Raw genomic sequence first — 17,179 nt, 5'->3', positions numbered from 1 at the left:
GCACCAATTTTGCATTGTGAAATTGAAACTATACGATTTGATGATGAATGGTCGGTCATACTTGCTTGTCATATTTACCTGGGTGATGTCAATATATTCGCTTTCTGCGAATGAAAATATTGAGCTAAAGGATTCGCCTTTTTCTCTTCAGGGCGTTTATACAGGCGATGCTGTGGCTAATCTCTCTGGAGGAATCAAGACCGGAACAGCTTACCTGGGGATGGCTAATCTTCGGGTTGGATTCGATGCCGAAAAGGCAAAGCTATGGAAGGGAGGCTCATTTTATGCTAATCTGGCCAATACACATGGTGATACCCCTTCCGAAACGCTGATAGGCGACTTCCAAGTGGCATCCAACATCGAAGCCGGTGACCACACCTACATTCAGGAGTTGTGGTATGCACAGCAAATCGGACATGTGAAAGTCACCCTCGGACTTCAGGACCTGAATGTAGAGATGGCTAATTCAGAACACGGGGCGCTTTATCGCAATAGCTCGTTCGGCATTCACTCCACCATCTCGGATAATGTTCCCGCTCCGGTATTTCCATTGACCTCTCCCGGGGTCACAATATCCTGGGATTTCCTGCCTAAATGGAATTGGCATACGGCGGTCTATGACGGCACTCCTCTCGATTTTGACCGCAATCCGCACAATCTGGTCTGGAATTTTACTTCTCAGGATGGCGTACTTGTCGTGAATGAGTTAGAGCGGGAAGATATCATAAAATCATTACCCCACGGGATGTACAAAGTCGGCTCTTATTTCCATGACCATAAGCTGACCGCAGAGGAAGAGGCCGAAGGATTATCCGGAATCAACTATGGATTTTACGGGGTTGCAGACCAGATGATTTGGGCGAAAAAGGACCATCAGGGAGTTTCAATTTTTGCACAGGGAAGCTTCAGCCCGAAGCTTCAGAATGACCACTCTTACTATTGCGGAGGAGGAATTAACTGTTACGGCATTGGTAAGCGGGAAAAAGATATTGCTGGTATTGCATTGGCTCATGCCGGTTTTCGTGACAAAAAGAAAGAGGAAACTATAATAGAACTTACATATAAGGCTGCTTTGGGTGAAAATTTCTATCTTCAACCGAATTTTCAATATATCATACATCCGGCAGGTACCGATGAGGTACAGAAGAATGCAACAGTCGCAGCCCTGCGTTTCGGATTGAATTTTTAAGGTAAAATGAGAGTATGGAAGATCAGTTAATAATATCGCAATATTTATCAGAACTACGGACCGGTGAAGAGTGTGTGATTACCAAGGTAATGGGACACGGAGCGTTTCGTCGCCGCATCACCGAGATGGGTTTTGTCAAAGGTAAAAAGGTAAAGGTCATCAAGAATGCACCTTTGCAGGATCCTGTGGAATACGAAATCATGGGCTACCACGTGTCTCTTCGCCGCAGCGAAGCCAAACTGATCGAGGTGGTACTGGTGGATGATAGCGAAAACATTGGTAAATCGATCTACAGCGGAACGTTTGCGCTGGAAGCGATGCGCAAGATTCAGGAAAAGACCAAGGTGATCAACGTAGCGTTGGTGGGTAATCCCAATTGCGGTAAAACGTCGCTCTTTAACTATGCCTCTGGATCGCACGAGAAGGTTGGTAATTACAGCGGCGTAACGGTCGATGCCAAGTCGGCAGTACTGCAACTCAAAGGCTACACGATCAATATCGTTGACCTTCCCGGGACTTACTCCATCACCGAATATACACCGGAGGAGCTTTACGTCCGCGAACACATCTTCAATGAAATGCCCGATGTGGTGGTCAACGTGGTAGATGCTTCCAACCTCGAACGTAATCTTTTCCTCACCACCCAGCTTATCGATATGCACGTCAAAGTGGTGATGGCGCTCAATATGTACGATGAACTGGAACGTTCGGGTGCGCAGTTTGATTACGATTACCTGGGTAAAATGATCGGTATTCCTATTATCCCCACCGTGGCGGCCAAAGGTAGGGGCATTGACGATCTGTTTACCCGTGTGATCGAAGCGTTTGAAGACAAAGACCCGGTAGTGCGTCACGTTCACATCAACTATGGCGAAGAGATCGAGGGGGCAATCAAAAAGATTCAGGACGAGATCTGGAAAAACAAAGAGATTACAGATAAATATTCCTCCCGTTTCCTCTCCATCAAGTTATTGGAAAACGACCGGATTTTCCGCCACATGATTGATGAATTGCCGAATGGCAAAAAGATTCAGGAGCTTGTGGCTAAAGAGATCCACCGGTTGGAAAAGATGTACAAAGAGCCGGCCGACACGGTGATTACCGATGCCAAATACGGTTTCGTAGCGGGAGCGATCAATGAGACGCTGACTCCGGCTGTGGAGGAGAAACGCAGACGGACATCGGACCTGGATAACCTGTTGACCCACAAAATACTTGGTTTTCCCATCTTTATCTTTTTCATGTGGGTGATGTTTCAGGCCACTTTTACGCTGGGCAGTTATCCGATGGGTTGGATCGATGCCGGAGTTACCTGGTTTAGCAACTCGGTCTCGTCATGGATGTCGGAAGGCTCCCTGCGCGACCTGATTGTGAACGGGATCATCGGTGGGGTAGGTGGTGTGATTATATTTTTGCCTAATATCCTGTTGCTTTTCTTCTTCATTTCACTGATGGAAGATACCGGTTACATGGCTCGTTCGGCCTTTATCATGGACAAGCTGATGCACAAGATCGGATTGCACGGAAAGTCTTTTATACCCCTGTTGATGGGCTTCGGTTGCAACGTGCCTGCTGTGATGGCTACCCGCACGCTGCAAAGTAAGAAAGATCGCCTGCTCACCATGCTCATCACTCCGTTTATGTCGTGCAGCGCGCGTCTGCCAGTGTATGTATTGCTCATTGGAGCTTTCTTCCCGAAGAATCAGGGACTGGTGCTTTTCTCCATCTACGTGATCGGGGTGTTGACGGCTATCGTCGCTGCCACGGTGCTGAAGAAGACCTTCTTTTCAAAACGGGAAGAGCCGTTCGTGATGGAGCTGCCTCCATATCGTGTGCCGACGCTGAAGAATACCACCGTGCACATGTGGCACAAGGCAGTGCAATATTTGAAAAAAATGGGTACGGTGATCCTTACGGCCTCGATTCTAATCTGGGCATTGAGCTATTTCCCTAAAAATATTACCTTCTCTAAAAACTATGATGCCCTGTCGGCTCAGGTAGCGAATACCGCCGGATTGACCAAGGTGCAGAAGGAGGCTAAAGTTTCCGAAATTGAGCTACAGAAGGAGGCCGAACGCCAGGAGAAGAGCTACATCGGACAGATTGGCCACGCCATTGAGCCGGTCATTCGCCCGCTGGGCTTTGACTGGAAGATCGGGGTGAGCCTCGTGACCGGACTGGCTGCAAAGGAGATTGTGGTGAGTACGATGGGGATTCTTTACCAGGCCGATAAAAATGCCGGTGAAACCTCCGGACACCTTAAGAAGAAACTGATTGAACAGGTGCACAATACGGGTGACCACATCGGCGAACGGGTATTTAATCCGCTGGTAGCTTACGGTATGATGATATTTATCCTGATTTACTTCCCCTGCATCGCAGTGATTGCGGCCATTCGCAAGGAGGCCGGCTGGGGTTGGGCATCATTTGCGATGGTCTATACGACCGCTACGGCGTGGATTATGTCGTTCATAATCTATCAGGTAGGGAGTTTATTTATATGAAAATAATAGCTGGCAGGTTTTGAAAACCTGTCAGGTGTAAAAATCAACAAATCAACAAAACTATGACACAAGAGATAATTGTCATCTTGATAATTGTATTAGCCCTGACTTATGTTGGTTATAAGACTTATCGGAAAATGAATCCCAAAGTTTCGGATGATGGATGTGATTCGGGATGTGGGGGATGCGATTCTGATGATTGTGCATTGCGGAATGTGAAGAAAAGTGCTCCTCGTTCAAAGTCGCACGATTGCCATTAACTTATTTGGTGTTTAAATATAGTGATTTGAATTTTGGCCTCTCCGCCGTTTGGTGGAGGGGCCTTTTTTGTGTGCTGTACGGGTAGAGACGCGTCACGTGGCGCGTCTCTACGTGGGACGTTGTACGGCAGGTTTGGGTATTAATTCTGCCCGGTTGTCGGTGTCGTTGCACCTTCTACCGTTTTTACCGCACGTCCCTTACGGGCAGCCAGCGTGGTTTTGTGGTAGCTGATCAGTTGGTTGATGCGGTCGATTATCCCACCATACAGGGCTTCGTTGCGTTTAGCCAGGTAATTGATGGCATCCACCACTTCCTGAAATGCCGGGTCCACAGCTGCGCGTGTTTCCCGTACATTGCCTATCGAGCGGGAGGCAATGTCGTTGTTGCGGTCATTAAACAGGGTGATGAAATGGTTGTTAGCCTCTTCCACTTTGGCTGTCCATTCCACTCCGCCAAGGAGCGTGTTTTCGGCCAGGTAAGTGGTGGTCAATTCCCTGACCAACGCGGTGAGGGCGGCGCTCTCTTCATTATAGGGTTTTATTCGAAGGTTACCATATTGGCCAAAGAGGCGCGTGAGCTTACGGGCAGCCTCCCTTTTGGCCTCATCATAATGATAGGTGAATGAGTCAAAGTTAGTTTCCAGCCCTTTGTGGAGCTGGTCGCGGTAGGCATCGGCATCCACCAGTGGTTTGGTCAATACACTGCCCAGTTCGCTCTGGATGGCGTTACCCTCTACCTCCAGTACTTGTTTAAAAGAGGTGAATTCAGCAACTATCGCCAGCTTTTCAGGCATTTCGGTTTCGATTTGAGTTTTGACGTCACTCATCAGCTGGTAATGTTCTTCGTTGCGAAGATTGTACAGGTTGATTGATTGGATTTGTTTCATAAAGCTTTTCATTTAAAAGGTTACAAAAAATATCTCTGTGAAATTGCGGATTCTATGTTTTGAAGCCGAAGAAACCTCTTTGCGCTTGCGAAGACCCTGTTTCAGAACTCATTTGCCTTCTTCGCACTTGCGAATTCCTTGTTTTAGAATCAAAACATGACGTTCGCAAGCGCGAAGATCCTGTTTTAAGTCTGGTTTGTCCTCTTCGCAGTTGCAAAGTTCTTGTTTTAGATCCGGTTTGCCATATTCGCAAGTGCGAAGGGCTTTCCTGAGTATTGGTTTGCCAAATTCGCAAGGGAAGAGGTCTTAAATCATCATTTTAGCACCACTTTGCCACAAGCTGCATTCCTTCCGGAGGATGTGATCCGATAGAGATAGATGCCTGTAGACAGGTTCTGCAGATTCAACTCGTTGACGATATTGCCGAGTTTTGATTTCTGAACGGCCGTACCCGCCAGACTGATCAATTCCAATATGCAGGGAAGTTGCTCGGGAGCTACTTTTACAGTCAACTGTTTATTCTCGTTTATATTTACGGAAATGGGATTCTCTTGCACCGGTGTTGTCACGCCTGTGATTATGAGTTTGTTTCCCCATTCGGTGCTGCCTTTTTTGTAATAGACTAGATCACGCCTTGCTATACTAAAAGCGTCAAAACCATCGCAATAAAAATAAGGACCGCCCAATCCCCTTTGATAGTTTTTAGCGGCAAAACAACCATCGGCCATTATTTCATTCCAGCACGATTGAAGATTAACTAATGGAACTGCATTCGATTGTTTAGAATTTGAATCTGACTGAATCATGCAATTGAATTCATTTTTGGGGTATGAGCTGTTGTTTTCTTTTGATAGAAAATCAAATTGGAGATTAGGGTAGATTTTGTCCGTAATTATACCGTGAGTGATTTGTGTAGTTTTTTCTCCTACAGAGTCAATGCAAAAGCTCTCGGTTCTGTCAATGGTATATATAATTGTATCTGCTATTTGAGTTCGGGCAAGATATTTATCAATAGTTTTTGAGAATAATCTAATCGGACTCGGAATGCCGGCATAGTTTTCGGTAGTAATATGCAACTCATCCCCTGGCTGAAAATCCCACACATCCTTCCATGTCAGGTTTTGCACGCCCACTTGGGGATTGTCCATTCCTTCGAGTGAGTATGTGCTCAGGAAGCGGTTGGGGAAGTTGTAGAAATTGAGAGACTGAATAATGCCGTAATGTTTGCTTAACAGGATCGTTAGCGTATCGAGCATATGCGGGGTAGGCTTCATGGTGGCATCATATACCTTGAATGAAATGGTTTTGACTGAATCTTTCAATCCGAGAAAAACTCTCTGATCAAGGGCTGTAACTTCAGCGATCACGGTGGTCAGGTTTTGCTGATAAGCTGTCCAACTCTCCTTTAGGCCCGCTTGCGCCTTTAAACGGATGGTATCTCCGTCACAATTAATAAAGAAAACGGTTTCATCGGGCCGTACAATCACCTTTTTGCCAATCCACGACCATTCCGGAGAGTAACATTGGCCCCCATTATACTGAATGACAGGGTGGGGGAAGAAAACAGAGTCACAGTTAATCACCTTTGTTGAGTCGAATCGGAGGGAGGTGTAACCTTGTTCGTATTCTGCAAGATAAGCGTTTGGATCATGATGTTTAGCCAGATAGAGGCAGGTGCGTTTTGAGTAGACGGCCTTATAGGGTTGAGCCGAAAGGTTCATTATTAGAACCAGGCAAGAGAGTAGTAGGTAGAACTGTTTCATAGCGTACTTAAGTGTGGTGTTTATAGTATAAAAGCCAAACAATGACAACAAAGATATGGAATTTCATGAAATATTGCTTTTGATATTGTGAATAAACAAAAAAAAGCCGATGATCACTCACCGGCTTCCCTAACTAAATCTAATGTATATCTATGGCAATTAATTCTTAATGTTTGCTGAGGTAATCAGCAATACCTTCCTGGGTGGCTTTCAGGCCTTCTTTGCCTTTTTGCCAACCGGCAGGGCAAACTTCACCGTTTTGTTCGAAGAACTGCAAAGCTTCCACCATACGGATTGCTTCGTCAATATTGCGGCCAAGCGGCATATCATTCACCACCTGATGGCGTACGATACCTTGTTTGTCAATCAGGAAAAGGCCGCGGTATGCTTGTGGGTTACCCACAAATACGAAGTTGCCTTCTTCATCATAGTCGAACTCGCCGGCCAATACGTCGTAAGCGCGGGAGATATTCATGCTGGCATCAGCCACCAATGGATATTTCACCCCTTTGATGCCGCCCTGTTTTTTCTCGGTTTGCAGCCATTTCCAGTGTGAAAATTCAGAGTCGGTCGATACACCAATTACAACGGTGTTCAGTTGCTCGAATTCCGCCAGTTTTTCCTGGAAGGCAATGATCTCTGTCGGACATACGAAGGTAAAGTCCGCTGGATAGAAATAAAGAACAACATATTTATTGCCAATATACTGTTCCAATGAAAAGTTGTTTACGATTTCACCACCGTTTACTACTGCGTTTGCTGAAAAATGCGGCGCTTTTTTCCCTACCAATACTCCCATAATATTCTTACGTTTTTATTTATGATTAAAGTTCTGATTCAACTTTCAATCAAACAAGCGTTTTGCGGGGATGGTTCACGGTGTAAATTGTAATAAATACAAATTAATGGTTTTGAGGATAGTACCACTAAGGCACAAAGGACACAAAGTTTCACTAAGGAGAAGATTTAAAGAAAAAGCGCTGACTTCCCGTTTGTATAGAGAAATCAGCGCTTTGCAGTATTATAGCCCTTCCCTTTGGGGAGGGTTGGGAGAGGTCTTATTAGTTTACGCGGAAACGGTCAACACCATCTTTCAGGAAGCCAACGATTTGTTTCGCCGCAGCGATACCTGCGTTGATGTTTGCTTCAGCGGTCTGAGCACCCATTTTCTTCGGAGTGAAGAATACACGGCCTTCGAATTTTTCCAACAATTCAGCTTTGTTGTCCGGAGCGATGTCTGAAACGTATTTGAAGTCAGGACGTTCTTCCATAACTTTAACCAACTCCTCTTCGTTGATCACCTCTTTACGTGCAGTATTTACCAACATTGCACCTTTAGGCATTTTAGTCAACAAAGCGTGGTTGATTGATTTTTTAGTTTCTGGAGTAGCCGGGATATTGATAGAAAGGTACTGGCAAGAGCTGTACAATTCTTCAACAGAAGCAACTGGAGTAACGCCTTCTGCCTGCATAACTTCTGGTTTCACGTATGCATCGAAAGCACAAACTTCCATGCCGAAACCTTTTGCTACGCGAGCGATGTTGCGACCTACGTTACCGTAAGCGTGGATACCCAGTTTTTTGCCCATCAACTCAGTACCTGAAGTGCCGTTGTATTGGTTACGAGCCATGAATACCATCATACCCAGTGCCAATTCAGCTACTGCGTTAGCATTCTGACCCGGAGTGTTCATTGCTACGATACCTTTAGCAGTACATGCTGCCAGGTCAATGTTGTCGTAACCTGCACCTGCACGAACTACGATTTTGAGGTTTTTAGCAGCTTCCACTACCTCAGCATCAATAATATCGCTACGGATGATGATTGCGTTTGCATCTTTTACTGCGTCAAGCAGTTGAGCTTTTTCAGTATATTTTTCAAGCAAAGCCAATTCGAAACCGGCTGCTTCCACCACCTGGCGGATACCGTTTACAGCGACTGCTGCAAATGGTTTGTCTGTTGCAACTAATACTTTCATTTTCTTATTGTGGTTTGAAAACACAAAGACGCTAAGTGTAAAGCCGAAACAACTTTATGACTTAGCGTCTTCGCATATGGTGAAATTAATTAATGAGCTTTTTCGAATTCCTGCATAACGTCAATCAATGCCTGAACGCTTTCTTTCGGCAATGCATTGTAAGTTGAAGCGCGGAAACCACCTACTGAACGGTGTCCTTTGATACCCAACATACCTTTAGATTTTGCAAATGCTGCAAATTCAGCTTCAAGTTCTTTGTACTCATCGTTCATAACGAAGCAGATGTTCATGTAAGAACGGTCTTCAACTGCAGCAGTACCTTTGAACAGTTTGTTGCGGTCGATTTCGTTGTAAAGCATCATTGCTTTTTCTTCGTTCATCTTAGCAAGAACTTCGATACCACCCAATTGTTTGTACCATTTCAAAGTCTGAAGAGCTGCGTAAATAGGAAGTACAGGAGGAGTGTTGAACATTGACTCGTTTTCGATGTGAGTTTTGTAGTTCAACATGGTAGGGATTTTACGGGTAACGCGTCCCAAAGCATCTTCGCGAACGATAGCGATAGTTACACCGGCAGGAGCCAGGTTTTTCTGCGCACCGGCGTAAATCAAATCGTATTTAGAAATGTCGATCGGACGAGAGAAGATGTCAGATGACATATCTGCAATCAGACGGGTTTTTACATCCGGATCGAAACGCATTTGAGTTCCGAAAATGGTGTTGTTTGAGCAAAAGTGGAAATATTCTGCGTCTTCCGGAATAACGTAATCTTTTGGAATATAAGAGTAGTTTGCATCTTTTGAAGAAGCAACGATGTCAACTTCACCAAAAAGCTGAGCTTCTTTAAGTGCTTTTGTTGCCCAGGTACCTGTTTGCAGGTAAGCCGCTTTTTTCTCAAGAAAGTTGAAAGGAACCATGCAGAATTGCAAGCTTGCCCCACCGCCTAAGAAAACTACGTCGTACCCTGCAGGTACGTTCAAAAGTTCTTTTACTAACGCGCGAGCTTCGTCCACAACTGCGATGAACTCTTTCTCTCTGTGAGAAATCTCCAAGATAGACAATCCTGTTCCTGCGAAATCCAATACAGCAGCAGCTGTGTTTTTAATGGTGTATTCGCTTAGAATAGACGGTCCTGCAAAAAAATTGTGCTTTTTCATCTGAATTTATTTTAGTATATTCTGATACAGGGAAAAATGTGGGGCGAAATTAATACATTTTTCGCGTACCACAATCATTTTGTATTGCAAAATCTTCCAAAATTGCTTTCGGATATTGATTTGAAATTGAATTCTTTATCGGGAATACTTGTTGTTGCACAGTGTTTAAAACTTTGCGCAACAATTTTTACTGGAAGCGGTCTTTCCAAAGGCGGTTGAGGTGTTCTTTGAGCTTGGCTTCTGCCGGATTAGCTTGCGGAGTCCAGATGGTTTTACCTTTCAATTCGCGGGGAAGAAAGTCCTGTTTCACGAAGTTATTGGCAAAATCGTGAGAATATTTGTACTCTTTGCCGTAATCCAACTCTTTCATCAGTTGGGTCGGAGCATTTCGCAAATGAAGCGGGACCGGTAAATCTCCGGTTTCACGTACCATTGCCAAAGCGTCATCAATAGATAAGTAAGCCGAATTACTCTTGGGACTGGATGCCAGGTAAATTGTCGTTTCTGCCAATATGATACGACCTTCCGGCCATCCGATTTTCTGCAATGCATCGAATGTCGCATTTGCCAAAAGCAAAGCGTTTGGATTTGCCAGACCAATATCTTCGGCTGCTGAAATGACGAGGCGTCGGGCAATAAATTTCGGATCTTCACCACCCGCTACCATGCGAGCCAACCAATATATTGCTGCTTCGGGGTCACTGCCGCGGATTGATTTGATGAATGCGGAAATGATATCGTAATGCATTTCACCGCCTTTATCATACGCTGACGGATTCTCCTGAAGGCGTTCGGTGACTATCTGGTCGGTGATTTCGATGGCATCGCCGTGTTCGGCATTGATGACCAGTTCCAGAATATTGAGCAGTTTACGGGCGTCACCTCCGGAGAAACGAAGCAGAGCGTCAGTCTCCTTCAGAACGATATTTTTTTCTTTCAGCTCAATATCGGTGGTGATGGCTCTTTCCAGTAGTTCGAGCAGGTCTTTCTTTTCCAGCGATTTGAGCACATACACCTGTGCACGGGAAAGCAATGGACGAATGACTTCGAAAGAGGGATTTTCGGTGGTTGCACCGATTAGGGTAACCGTGCCGTTTTCCACCGCGCCGAGTAGCGAGTCCTGTTGCGCTTTGCTGAAACGGTGGATTTCATCTATGAAAAGAATCGGGCTGCGGGTATTGAAGAAGCGTTGGCTCTTTGCTTTGTCAATCACTTCACGAACATCCTTCACCCCTGCATTAATGGCACTCAATGTATAAAAAGGAACATCGAGTTGTGTGGAAATAATGCGGGCGAGCGTAGTTTTTCCCACTCCGGGAGGGCCCCAGAGGATAAACGACGATACATTTCCGGCATCAATCATCCGGCGAAGAATGGCATTTTTGCCTACCAGATGTTTTTGCCCGATGTATTCATCGAGGTTTTTGGGTCGAAGTCGCTCGGCTAAAGGTAAAGACATCGTTTATTTTGAGTTTTTGCATTTTTTCGGATAGTCGATGGTATAATGGAGTCCGCGGCTCTCTTTACGCGCCATGGCGTGCATGATGATGATGTATCCGCAGAATATACTGTTACGCAATTCGCAGATTTGCTTTGACACCACAGAGCGCTGGAACAGGCTTTCGGTCTCTTTATAGAGAATTTCAAGACGCTCAAATGCGCGTTTCAGACGAAGATTGCTTCGCACTATACCCACATAAGTGGACATAATCTGATTGACCTCCTTTACACTCTGGGTGATGAGTACCATCTCCTCATTCAGGGACGTACCTTCATCATTCCAGGCCGGAACTTTTTCATTGAAACTGATGGAGTCTATGATGGAGCAGGAATGTTTTGCTGCCGCATCGGCATAAACAATTGCCTCCAGAAGAGAATTGGATGCAAGTCGGTTGGCTCCGTGGAGGCCGGTACAACTACATTCTCCGGCAGCGTAAAGGCGGTTGATGGATGAACGGGCGTTCATATCCACTTCGATTCCACCACAAAGAAAGTGGGCAGCCGGTGCGACCTGGATATAGTCTTTGGTAATATCAATGCCCAGACTCAGGCATTTCTGGTAAATGTTGGGGAAGTGCGCTTTGGTCTCTTCCGCATTTTTATGGGTGACATCGAGATAGACATATTCGTCTCCCCGGTTTTTCATTTCGTTGTCGATAGCACGGGCTACAATGTCGCGGGGCGCAAGAGATTTGCGCTCATCGTATTTTTGCATAAACTCTTTCCCGTCCTTGGTGCGCAATACGGCTCCATAACCGCGCATGGCTTCCGTAATCAGGAAACAAGGGCGTTCATTCGGGTTGTAAAGCGCTGTCGGGTGAAATTGGATAAATTCCATATCCCTGACGGTGCCCTTTGCCCGGTAAACCATGGCAATACCATCGCCTGTGGCAATTGCCGGATTGGTTGTCGTTTGGTAAATGTTTCCGACGCCGCCCGTTGCCATCAGGGTGATTTTGGCCAGTATTGTATCAATATGGTTGGTTGCTTCGTCCAATACGTAAGCTCCGTAGCATTCAATATTTGAAGTTTGACGGGTTACCTTTTGCCCCAGGTGGTGCTGGGTGATTATCTCGATGGCAAAATGGTTTTCGAAAATTTCGATGTTCGGATGCTTCTTGATTTCTTCAATCAATGATTGCTGAATCTCGGCGCCCGTATTATCCTTGTGGTGCAGGATCCGGAATTCAGAGTGTCCACCCTCTTTGTGCAGGTCAAATTCACCGGATTTCTTTTTGTCGAAGTTAACGCCCCAATCTACCAGTTCCTTAATCTGGTCAGGTGCGTTTTTTACCACCATTTCCACGACCTGTTTGTTGCAGAGTCCGTCTCCGCAAATCAGGGTGTCTTCAATATGCTTTGTGAAATTATCGGTCAGTTCGTTTGTTACGGAAGCAATTCCGCCTTGCGCATAGTAGGTGTTGGCGTCTTCCAGCTCAGTTTTGCAGACGATGGCTACTTTTCCTTTTTGAGCTACTTTGAGGGCAAAACTCATACCGGCTAATCCCGAGCCGATCACCAAAAAGTCGAATTTTTTTACCATGAAATTTCCTTTTGAGAATGCAAAGTTAAGAATAATGTGGCTTAGGTGGCGAAAGTAACTTCTAATTTATATTTATAGTCAAGCGTTGTATAGCTGATGAAGAACTTCGTGAAGAAGTTCTTCATCAGCTATACAACTTCAATCCCTGTTCGGGGTTGTGTATAGGTTTAGCATTGGTTGACTTTATGTATTGATGATATTTTTGTGGTTGAATAACAATGTTATTACATAGATAAGATACTCCTTATAAAGAGTGTTTTATCACTATTATATCTCTATCTAACTACTGTGATATCACTATTATACCACAAAGTAAACTTTATCTGAACCAAAAGTAAACTTATTGTGAATCATGGTGGGACCTATCTCTGGCGCCAGGAAATCTTATTTCCCAATCCGAATAATTCAGACTATAAGCTTGTCAGAATTGGCCTTGCAACCGGGCCTTGTAAATGGCCGGATATTCTCTGCGGTGATCAATAACCTTGCTTTCGAATAAGATAATCTCGCGAACGAAAAACTCAGCACTTTTCTTCAGAAGGGGAAGTTGTTCCGCAAGTCTAGGGCGGGAAAGCAAGGTGATGTGCGGTACAAATGATGAAGATTGCACCTGAATTCCCTTTTCTATCAGAGCCGAATGGATTTCATTTCTGATTTGATTTAATATGTCTGTATCTCCTTTTACGTCAGCCCATAAGGTGTGGGCTCTTTTTATATTGGGAAAAGCATTGAGCCCTTCAATCATCAACCGGAACTCGTTCTTGTCGGATGCAGCCTGCTTCAGGATTTCGGATAATATTGGAACACTATCTTCCGGTAATTCGCCCAAAAACTCCAACGTAATGTGGAATGTCTCCTTTGATTTCCAGCTACCATTAGTTCCGGTCGTTTTGAGTTTGTGTTGGAAATGTTTGAGCTTGACCTTGATTTTTGGAGGAAGGTCTATTCCGATAAAGAGTCTCATAAATGGTCGGGATTATCTTTTTTGAGGAAGTGGCTGATGATAAATAATACCCCGACCACTACAAACGGAACCGTAATAATCAGGATAATGCCCAGACTCATCAGTACAGAATGATTCATGCTGAAATTGTGCTGGTAGATAACCGGGCTTAGAATACAACCGATTAAGGTAAATAAGATTCCTCCGAGAAGTTCTTTCTTCCAGGATAGAATCAGTAAGGCCAGTAGAATGAAGCTGGGAATTAAATGGATAAAGAACCCGCTGAGCTGTTGCCACAACGTGAATGTCGGGTTGAAGGCATCCAACGCAAAGATGCTGATAAAAAGGATGGCCAATATGCAGATGATACGGGGAGCCCAGTGGATTATCTTGATTCGGTTAAACATACGGAAAGATTTACTGAGGTTTATCTTATAACAAATAAGAAAGCCGGTCAGTTTTCCTGACCGGCCTGGGCGAGTATCTTGATGGTAGATGCCTTGGGTTTCATCCAATTACAAACTAGCTTAACACGAACTACCATAAATTTTCACCACGAATACATCTGTTTTTTTCATTCAGACTTTTTTCTGATTTCTGACAGACAACTCAGGTGTTATGAACTTGCGTCTTGTCGAAATCATCGTGGAACTGATTTTACCATAACGGCTTTCTGCCGCTGAGATGAATAAATTACCTTTAACCTGTAGTTTTGTTGTTGGCCAAAATCAGTCCCCGTATATGTTTCGATCATTTTCCTGATTGTCTGCAAGATTCCGATTTGATTTTACTTTCTTCTATAGAATAAAGAATTAGTTAAACTTTTAAAGGTTACCGCCCTCAAGCTATTGCTCGTGAAGGGCATTACTCAGTTTTAATTCACGATTAAAAATGGGTTTTGTTTCATAGGCAAAATGGCTAAGGGTTACATTCAATACTATAACAAAAGCGTTGAGAGAAAGGTTGTCTAATGCCTCTGTTTTCGGTGTTAAAATAACACTATTTAGACAAGTATAAAAATAGTGCCCTCGAAGGCAATATCCCGAGTAAGTCCTTTTTATCAAAATGCTGAAAAACAGGCCTCGAAAAAATGGCGTTTGGTCTTTGTCTTTTGATTTATTCCTATAAATTTGCGACTGAAACTTTGAAAAACACACTATGGCATTTGATGTAGCGATTATAGGCGGTGGCCCCGCCGGCTATACAGTAGCCGAACGTCTCGCAAAGGGCGGATTGAAGATAGTCCTCTTCGAAAAAAGAGCCCTGGGTGGAGTATGTCTCAATGAGGGTTGTATCCCGACTAAAACCATGCTCTACTCTGCTAAAATACTCGATACCATCAGGAACAGTGCCAAATATGGTATCACCTCCCCGGAACCTTCCTTTGATCTTCCCAAAATACTTCAACGCAAAACCAAAGTCGTCAAAAAGCTGACTGCCGGTATCCGTGCAAAACTTACAGCTCATAATGTTACGATGATCAACGGTGAAGCTAAGGTATTATCTGCTGCCAACGACCAGATATCAATAAAATGTGGAGAAGAAACGTATTCTGTTTCAAAGCTGATTTTGTGTACCGGCAGTGAAACTGTAATTCCTACTATTCCGGGATTGACAGAAACTGTTTACTGGACAAGTCGTGAAGCATTGGAAAGTAAAGAGGTGCCGGAATCGTTGACCATTGTGGGTGGCGGTGTAATCGGATTGGAGTTTGCCTCATTATACAATAGCCTTGGCTCCAGAGTGACCGTAGTGGAAATGCTTGATGAAATTCTGCCTGGTATGGATTGTGAAGTATCGGCTTTGCTCCGGGAAGAGTATACGCGCAAAGGTGTAAAATTTCTGTTGGGCACTAAAGTAACGTCCATAAATCAATCGGAAATCACCCTCGAAAAACAAGGTGAACAAACGGTTATGCCTTCGGAGAAAGTGCTGATCAGTGTTGGACGACGACCTGTATTAACCGGTTATGGCCTGGAAAACCTCACATTGGAGCGTTTCCGCAATGGTATTGCTGTAAATGAGGTTATGCAAACTTCGCAATCCAATATTTATGCTTGCGGCGATATAACCGGCTTCTCGTTGTTGGCCCACACAGCAGTGCGTGAAGCGGAGGTTGCTGCCAATCATATACTCGGCATTTCCGATAAAATGAATTACCCGTCGGTTCCGGCTGTAGTTTATACGAACCCCGAAATAGCCGGAGTGGGTGAGACTGAGGAATCCCTGAAAGAGAAAAACATCACCTATTCGGTTAAAAAACAGCCCATGACCTTTTCGGGACGTTTTGTGACTGAAAACGAACTGTTTAATGGCCTATGTAAGGTCATTATTGGTGAGAATGAAAAGATACTGGGTGTTCACATTTTCGGAAATCCGGCTTCTGAAATTATTGCTTTGGCGGGAATGGCCATTGAGCATGGCCTGACCCTTTCACAGTGGCAACGAACCGTTTTCCCGCATCCGACAGTCGGGGAAATTTTCAAAGAGGTTTAAGCCTCTTTTTTTACATGTCTTTTGAAAACACACTTATATTAATCTTTAAAACTAAATTCGATCAATGAGTTTGAAAATCATTGTTTTAGCAAAACAGGTGCCTGATACACGAAATGTGGGAAAGGATGCCATGAAAGCCGACGGTACAGTAAATCGTGCCGCGCTTCCTGCCATTTTCAATCCTGAGGATTTGAATGCGCTCGAACAGGCTTTAGCGTTAAAAGAAAAACACCCGGGTACAACCGTTCATTTGCTGACTATGGGGCCGGGACGCGCAGCCGATATCATTCGTGAGGGGCTTTACCGCGGTGCTGATGGTGGCATTTTGCTTACCGATAGGGCTTTTGCCGGTGCCGATACGTTGGCGACTTCCTATGCGTTGGCTTGTGCCATCCGGAAGTTGGGTGAATATGACCTGATCATTTGCGGTCGTCAGGCTATTGATGGCGACACAGCACAGGTAGGACCACAGGTGGCAGAGAAGTTGGGTATTTCGCAAATTACTTATGCTGAAGAAGTCCAGTCTGTTGATGCCGATAAAATTCGGGTGAAACGACGTCTGGAACGAGGTGTAGAAGTCGTGGAAGCCAAATTACCGATTTTGATTACGGTAAACGGAACTGCGCCGGAATGTCGCCCGCGCAATGCGAAGCTGATTCAGAAGTACAAGTATGCCAAGACCGTGACTGAAAAGCAGAATATGAATGTCGATTACACGGATTTGTTTGACAACCGTCCGTATCTCAATCTTATAGAATGGGGAGTGGCTGATGTGAATGCCGAACTGGAGCAGGTTGGTCTGTCGGGATCGCCCACTAAGGTGAAAAAGATCGAGAATGTGGTCTTTCAGGCGAAGGAAAGTCTCGTGATTTCTCCGTCTGACCGAGATATTGATATCCTGATGTATGACCTGATTGCCAACCATACTATTGGATGATTTCATCATAGCTAAACTCCT

General features: G+C 44.7%; 14 protein-coding genes. 5 read left to right on the top strand and 9 right to left on the bottom strand.

All coding sequences use genetic code 11. From position 1 onward, the window contains the following. Positions 1-16 precede the first annotated feature (16 nt). The 3 genes from MLE17_RS05455 to MLE17_RS05445 all read left to right on the top strand — a co-directional run bounded on the left by MLE17_RS05455 (position 17) and on the right by MLE17_RS05445 (position 3,953). Positions 17-1,189, top strand: coding sequence for a carbohydrate porin (locus tag MLE17_RS05455; protein ID WP_243347748.1), 1,173 nt, complete (start codon positions 17-19; stop codon positions 1,187-1,189). A gap of 14 nt (positions 1,190-1,203) precedes the next feature. Then, a complete protein-coding gene (gene feoB / locus MLE17_RS05450; protein WP_243347747.1) occupies positions 1,204-3,693 on the top strand; it encodes a ferrous iron transport protein B in 2,490 nt (829 codons plus the stop codon). A gap of 62 nt (positions 3,694-3,755) precedes the next feature. Then, positions 3,756-3,953 (top strand): FeoB-associated Cys-rich membrane protein, encoded by a 198-nt coding sequence (locus MLE17_RS05445; RefSeq protein WP_243347746.1) that lies wholly within the window; start codon positions 3,756-3,758, stop codon positions 3,951-3,953. 140 nt (positions 3,954-4,093) lie between these two features. On the opposite strand, the gene MLE17_RS05440 is transcribed toward MLE17_RS05445, so the two are convergent. From MLE17_RS05440 to MLE17_RS05400, 9 genes are all read right to left on the bottom strand, one after another. Then, a complete protein-coding gene (locus MLE17_RS05440) occupies positions 4,094-4,840 on the bottom strand; it encodes a DUF6261 family protein (RefSeq protein ID WP_243347745.1) in 747 nt (248 codons plus the stop codon). Between the two features lie 314 nt (positions 4,841-5,154). Further along, a complete protein-coding gene (locus MLE17_RS05435) occupies positions 5,155-6,603 on the bottom strand; it encodes a T9SS type A sorting domain-containing protein (RefSeq protein WP_243347744.1) in 1,449 nt (482 codons plus the stop codon). A 166-nt stretch (positions 6,604-6,769) separates the two neighbouring features. After that, positions 6,770-7,402 (bottom strand): peroxiredoxin, encoded by a 633-nt coding sequence (locus tag MLE17_RS05430; RefSeq protein WP_243347743.1) that lies wholly within the window; start codon positions 7,400-7,402, stop codon positions 6,770-6,772. Between the two features lie 262 nt (positions 7,403-7,664). Then, positions 7,665-8,582, bottom strand: a complete 918-nt coding sequence (locus MLE17_RS05425) for an NAD(P)-dependent oxidoreductase (RefSeq protein WP_243347742.1) — start codon at positions 8,580-8,582, stop codon at positions 7,665-7,667. A gap of 89 nt (positions 8,583-8,671) precedes the next feature. Beyond that, a complete protein-coding gene (serC, locus tag MLE17_RS05420; RefSeq protein ID WP_243347741.1) occupies positions 8,672-9,739 on the bottom strand; it encodes a 3-phosphoserine/phosphohydroxythreonine transaminase in 1,068 nt (355 codons plus the stop codon). A gap of 187 nt (positions 9,740-9,926) precedes the next feature. After that, positions 9,927-11,198, bottom strand: coding sequence for a replication-associated recombination protein A (locus tag MLE17_RS05415; RefSeq protein WP_243347740.1), 1,272 nt, complete (start codon positions 11,196-11,198; stop codon positions 9,927-9,929). Between the two features lie 3 nt (positions 11,199-11,201). Continuing rightward, positions 11,202-12,782, bottom strand: a complete 1,581-nt coding sequence (nadB, locus tag MLE17_RS05410; protein ID WP_243347739.1) for an L-aspartate oxidase — start codon at positions 12,780-12,782, stop codon at positions 11,202-11,204. A 421-nt stretch (positions 12,783-13,203) separates the two neighbouring features. Continuing rightward, positions 13,204-13,746, bottom strand: a complete 543-nt coding sequence (thpR, locus tag MLE17_RS05405; protein ID WP_243347738.1) for an RNA 2',3'-cyclic phosphodiesterase — start codon at positions 13,744-13,746, stop codon at positions 13,204-13,206. After that, positions 13,743-14,132 (bottom strand): hypothetical protein, encoded by a 390-nt coding sequence (locus MLE17_RS05400; protein WP_243347737.1) that lies wholly within the window; start codon positions 14,130-14,132, stop codon positions 13,743-13,745. Before MLE17_RS05400 ends, thpR begins: the two co-directional genes overlap by 4 nt. Positions 14,133-14,883: 751 nt before the next feature. On the opposite strand from MLE17_RS05400, the gene lpdA reads away from it, so the two are divergent. Both lpdA and MLE17_RS05390 read left to right on the top strand, forming a co-directional pair. Beyond that, positions 14,884-16,221 (top strand): dihydrolipoyl dehydrogenase, encoded by a 1,338-nt coding sequence (lpdA, locus tag MLE17_RS05395; protein ID WP_243347736.1) that lies wholly within the window; start codon positions 14,884-14,886, stop codon positions 16,219-16,221. A gap of 64 nt (positions 16,222-16,285) precedes the next feature. Next, entirely contained in the window at positions 16,286-17,158 is an 873-nt protein-coding gene (locus MLE17_RS05390; protein ID WP_243347735.1) for an electron transfer flavoprotein subunit beta/FixA family protein, read from the top strand. Positions 17,159-17,179 lie beyond the last annotated feature (21 nt).

Origin of the sequence: Parabacteroides sp. FAFU027 (genome assembly GCF_022808675.1) — a bacterium.
Classification (GTDB): domain Bacteria; phylum Bacteroidota; class Bacteroidia; order Bacteroidales; family UBA7332; genus CAXXIC01.
The sequence above is the reverse complement of the archived record's forward strand: the minus strand, read 5'-3'. Positions and strand labels throughout refer to the sequence as shown.

Bases quoted from the DNA above. Each gene is read 5' to 3' on its own strand.
- feoB (WP_243347747.1), top strand. From the start codon at position 1,204: ATGGAAGATCAGTTAATAATATCGCAATATTTATCAGAACTACGGACC.
- MLE17_RS05445 (WP_243347746.1), top strand. From the start codon at position 3,756: ATGACACAAGAGATAATTGTCATCTTGATAATTGTATTAGCCCTGACT.
- MLE17_RS05440 (WP_243347745.1), bottom strand. From the start codon at position 4,840: ATGAAACAAATCCAATCAATCAACCTGTACAATCTTCGCAACGAAGAA.
- MLE17_RS05435 (WP_243347744.1), bottom strand. From the start codon at position 6,603: ATGAAACAGTTCTACCTACTACTCTCTTGCCTGGTTCTAATAATGAAC.
- MLE17_RS05430 (WP_243347743.1), bottom strand. From the start codon at position 7,402: ATGGGAGTATTGGTAGGGAAAAAAGCGCCGCATTTTTCAGCAAACGCA.
- MLE17_RS05425 (WP_243347742.1), bottom strand. From the start codon at position 8,582: ATGAAAGTATTAGTTGCAACAGACAAACCATTTGCAGCAGTCGCTGTA.
- serC (WP_243347741.1), bottom strand. From the start codon at position 9,739: ATGAAAAAGCACAATTTTTTTGCAGGACCGTCTATTCTAAGCGAATAC.
- MLE17_RS05415 (WP_243347740.1), bottom strand. From the start codon at position 11,198: ATGTCTTTACCTTTAGCCGAGCGACTTCGACCCAAAAACCTCGATGAA.
- nadB (WP_243347739.1), bottom strand. From the start codon at position 12,782: ATGGTAAAAAAATTCGACTTTTTGGTGATCGGCTCGGGATTAGCCGGT.
- thpR (WP_243347738.1), bottom strand. From the start codon at position 13,746: ATGAGACTCTTTATCGGAATAGACCTTCCTCCAAAAATCAAGGTCAAG.
- MLE17_RS05400 (WP_243347737.1), bottom strand. From the start codon at position 14,132: ATGTTTAACCGAATCAAGATAATCCACTGGGCTCCCCGTATCATCTGC.
- lpdA (WP_243347736.1), top strand. From the start codon at position 14,884: ATGGCATTTGATGTAGCGATTATAGGCGGTGGCCCCGCCGGCTATACA.
- MLE17_RS05390 (WP_243347735.1), top strand. From the start codon at position 16,286: ATGAGTTTGAAAATCATTGTTTTAGCAAAACAGGTGCCTGATACACGA.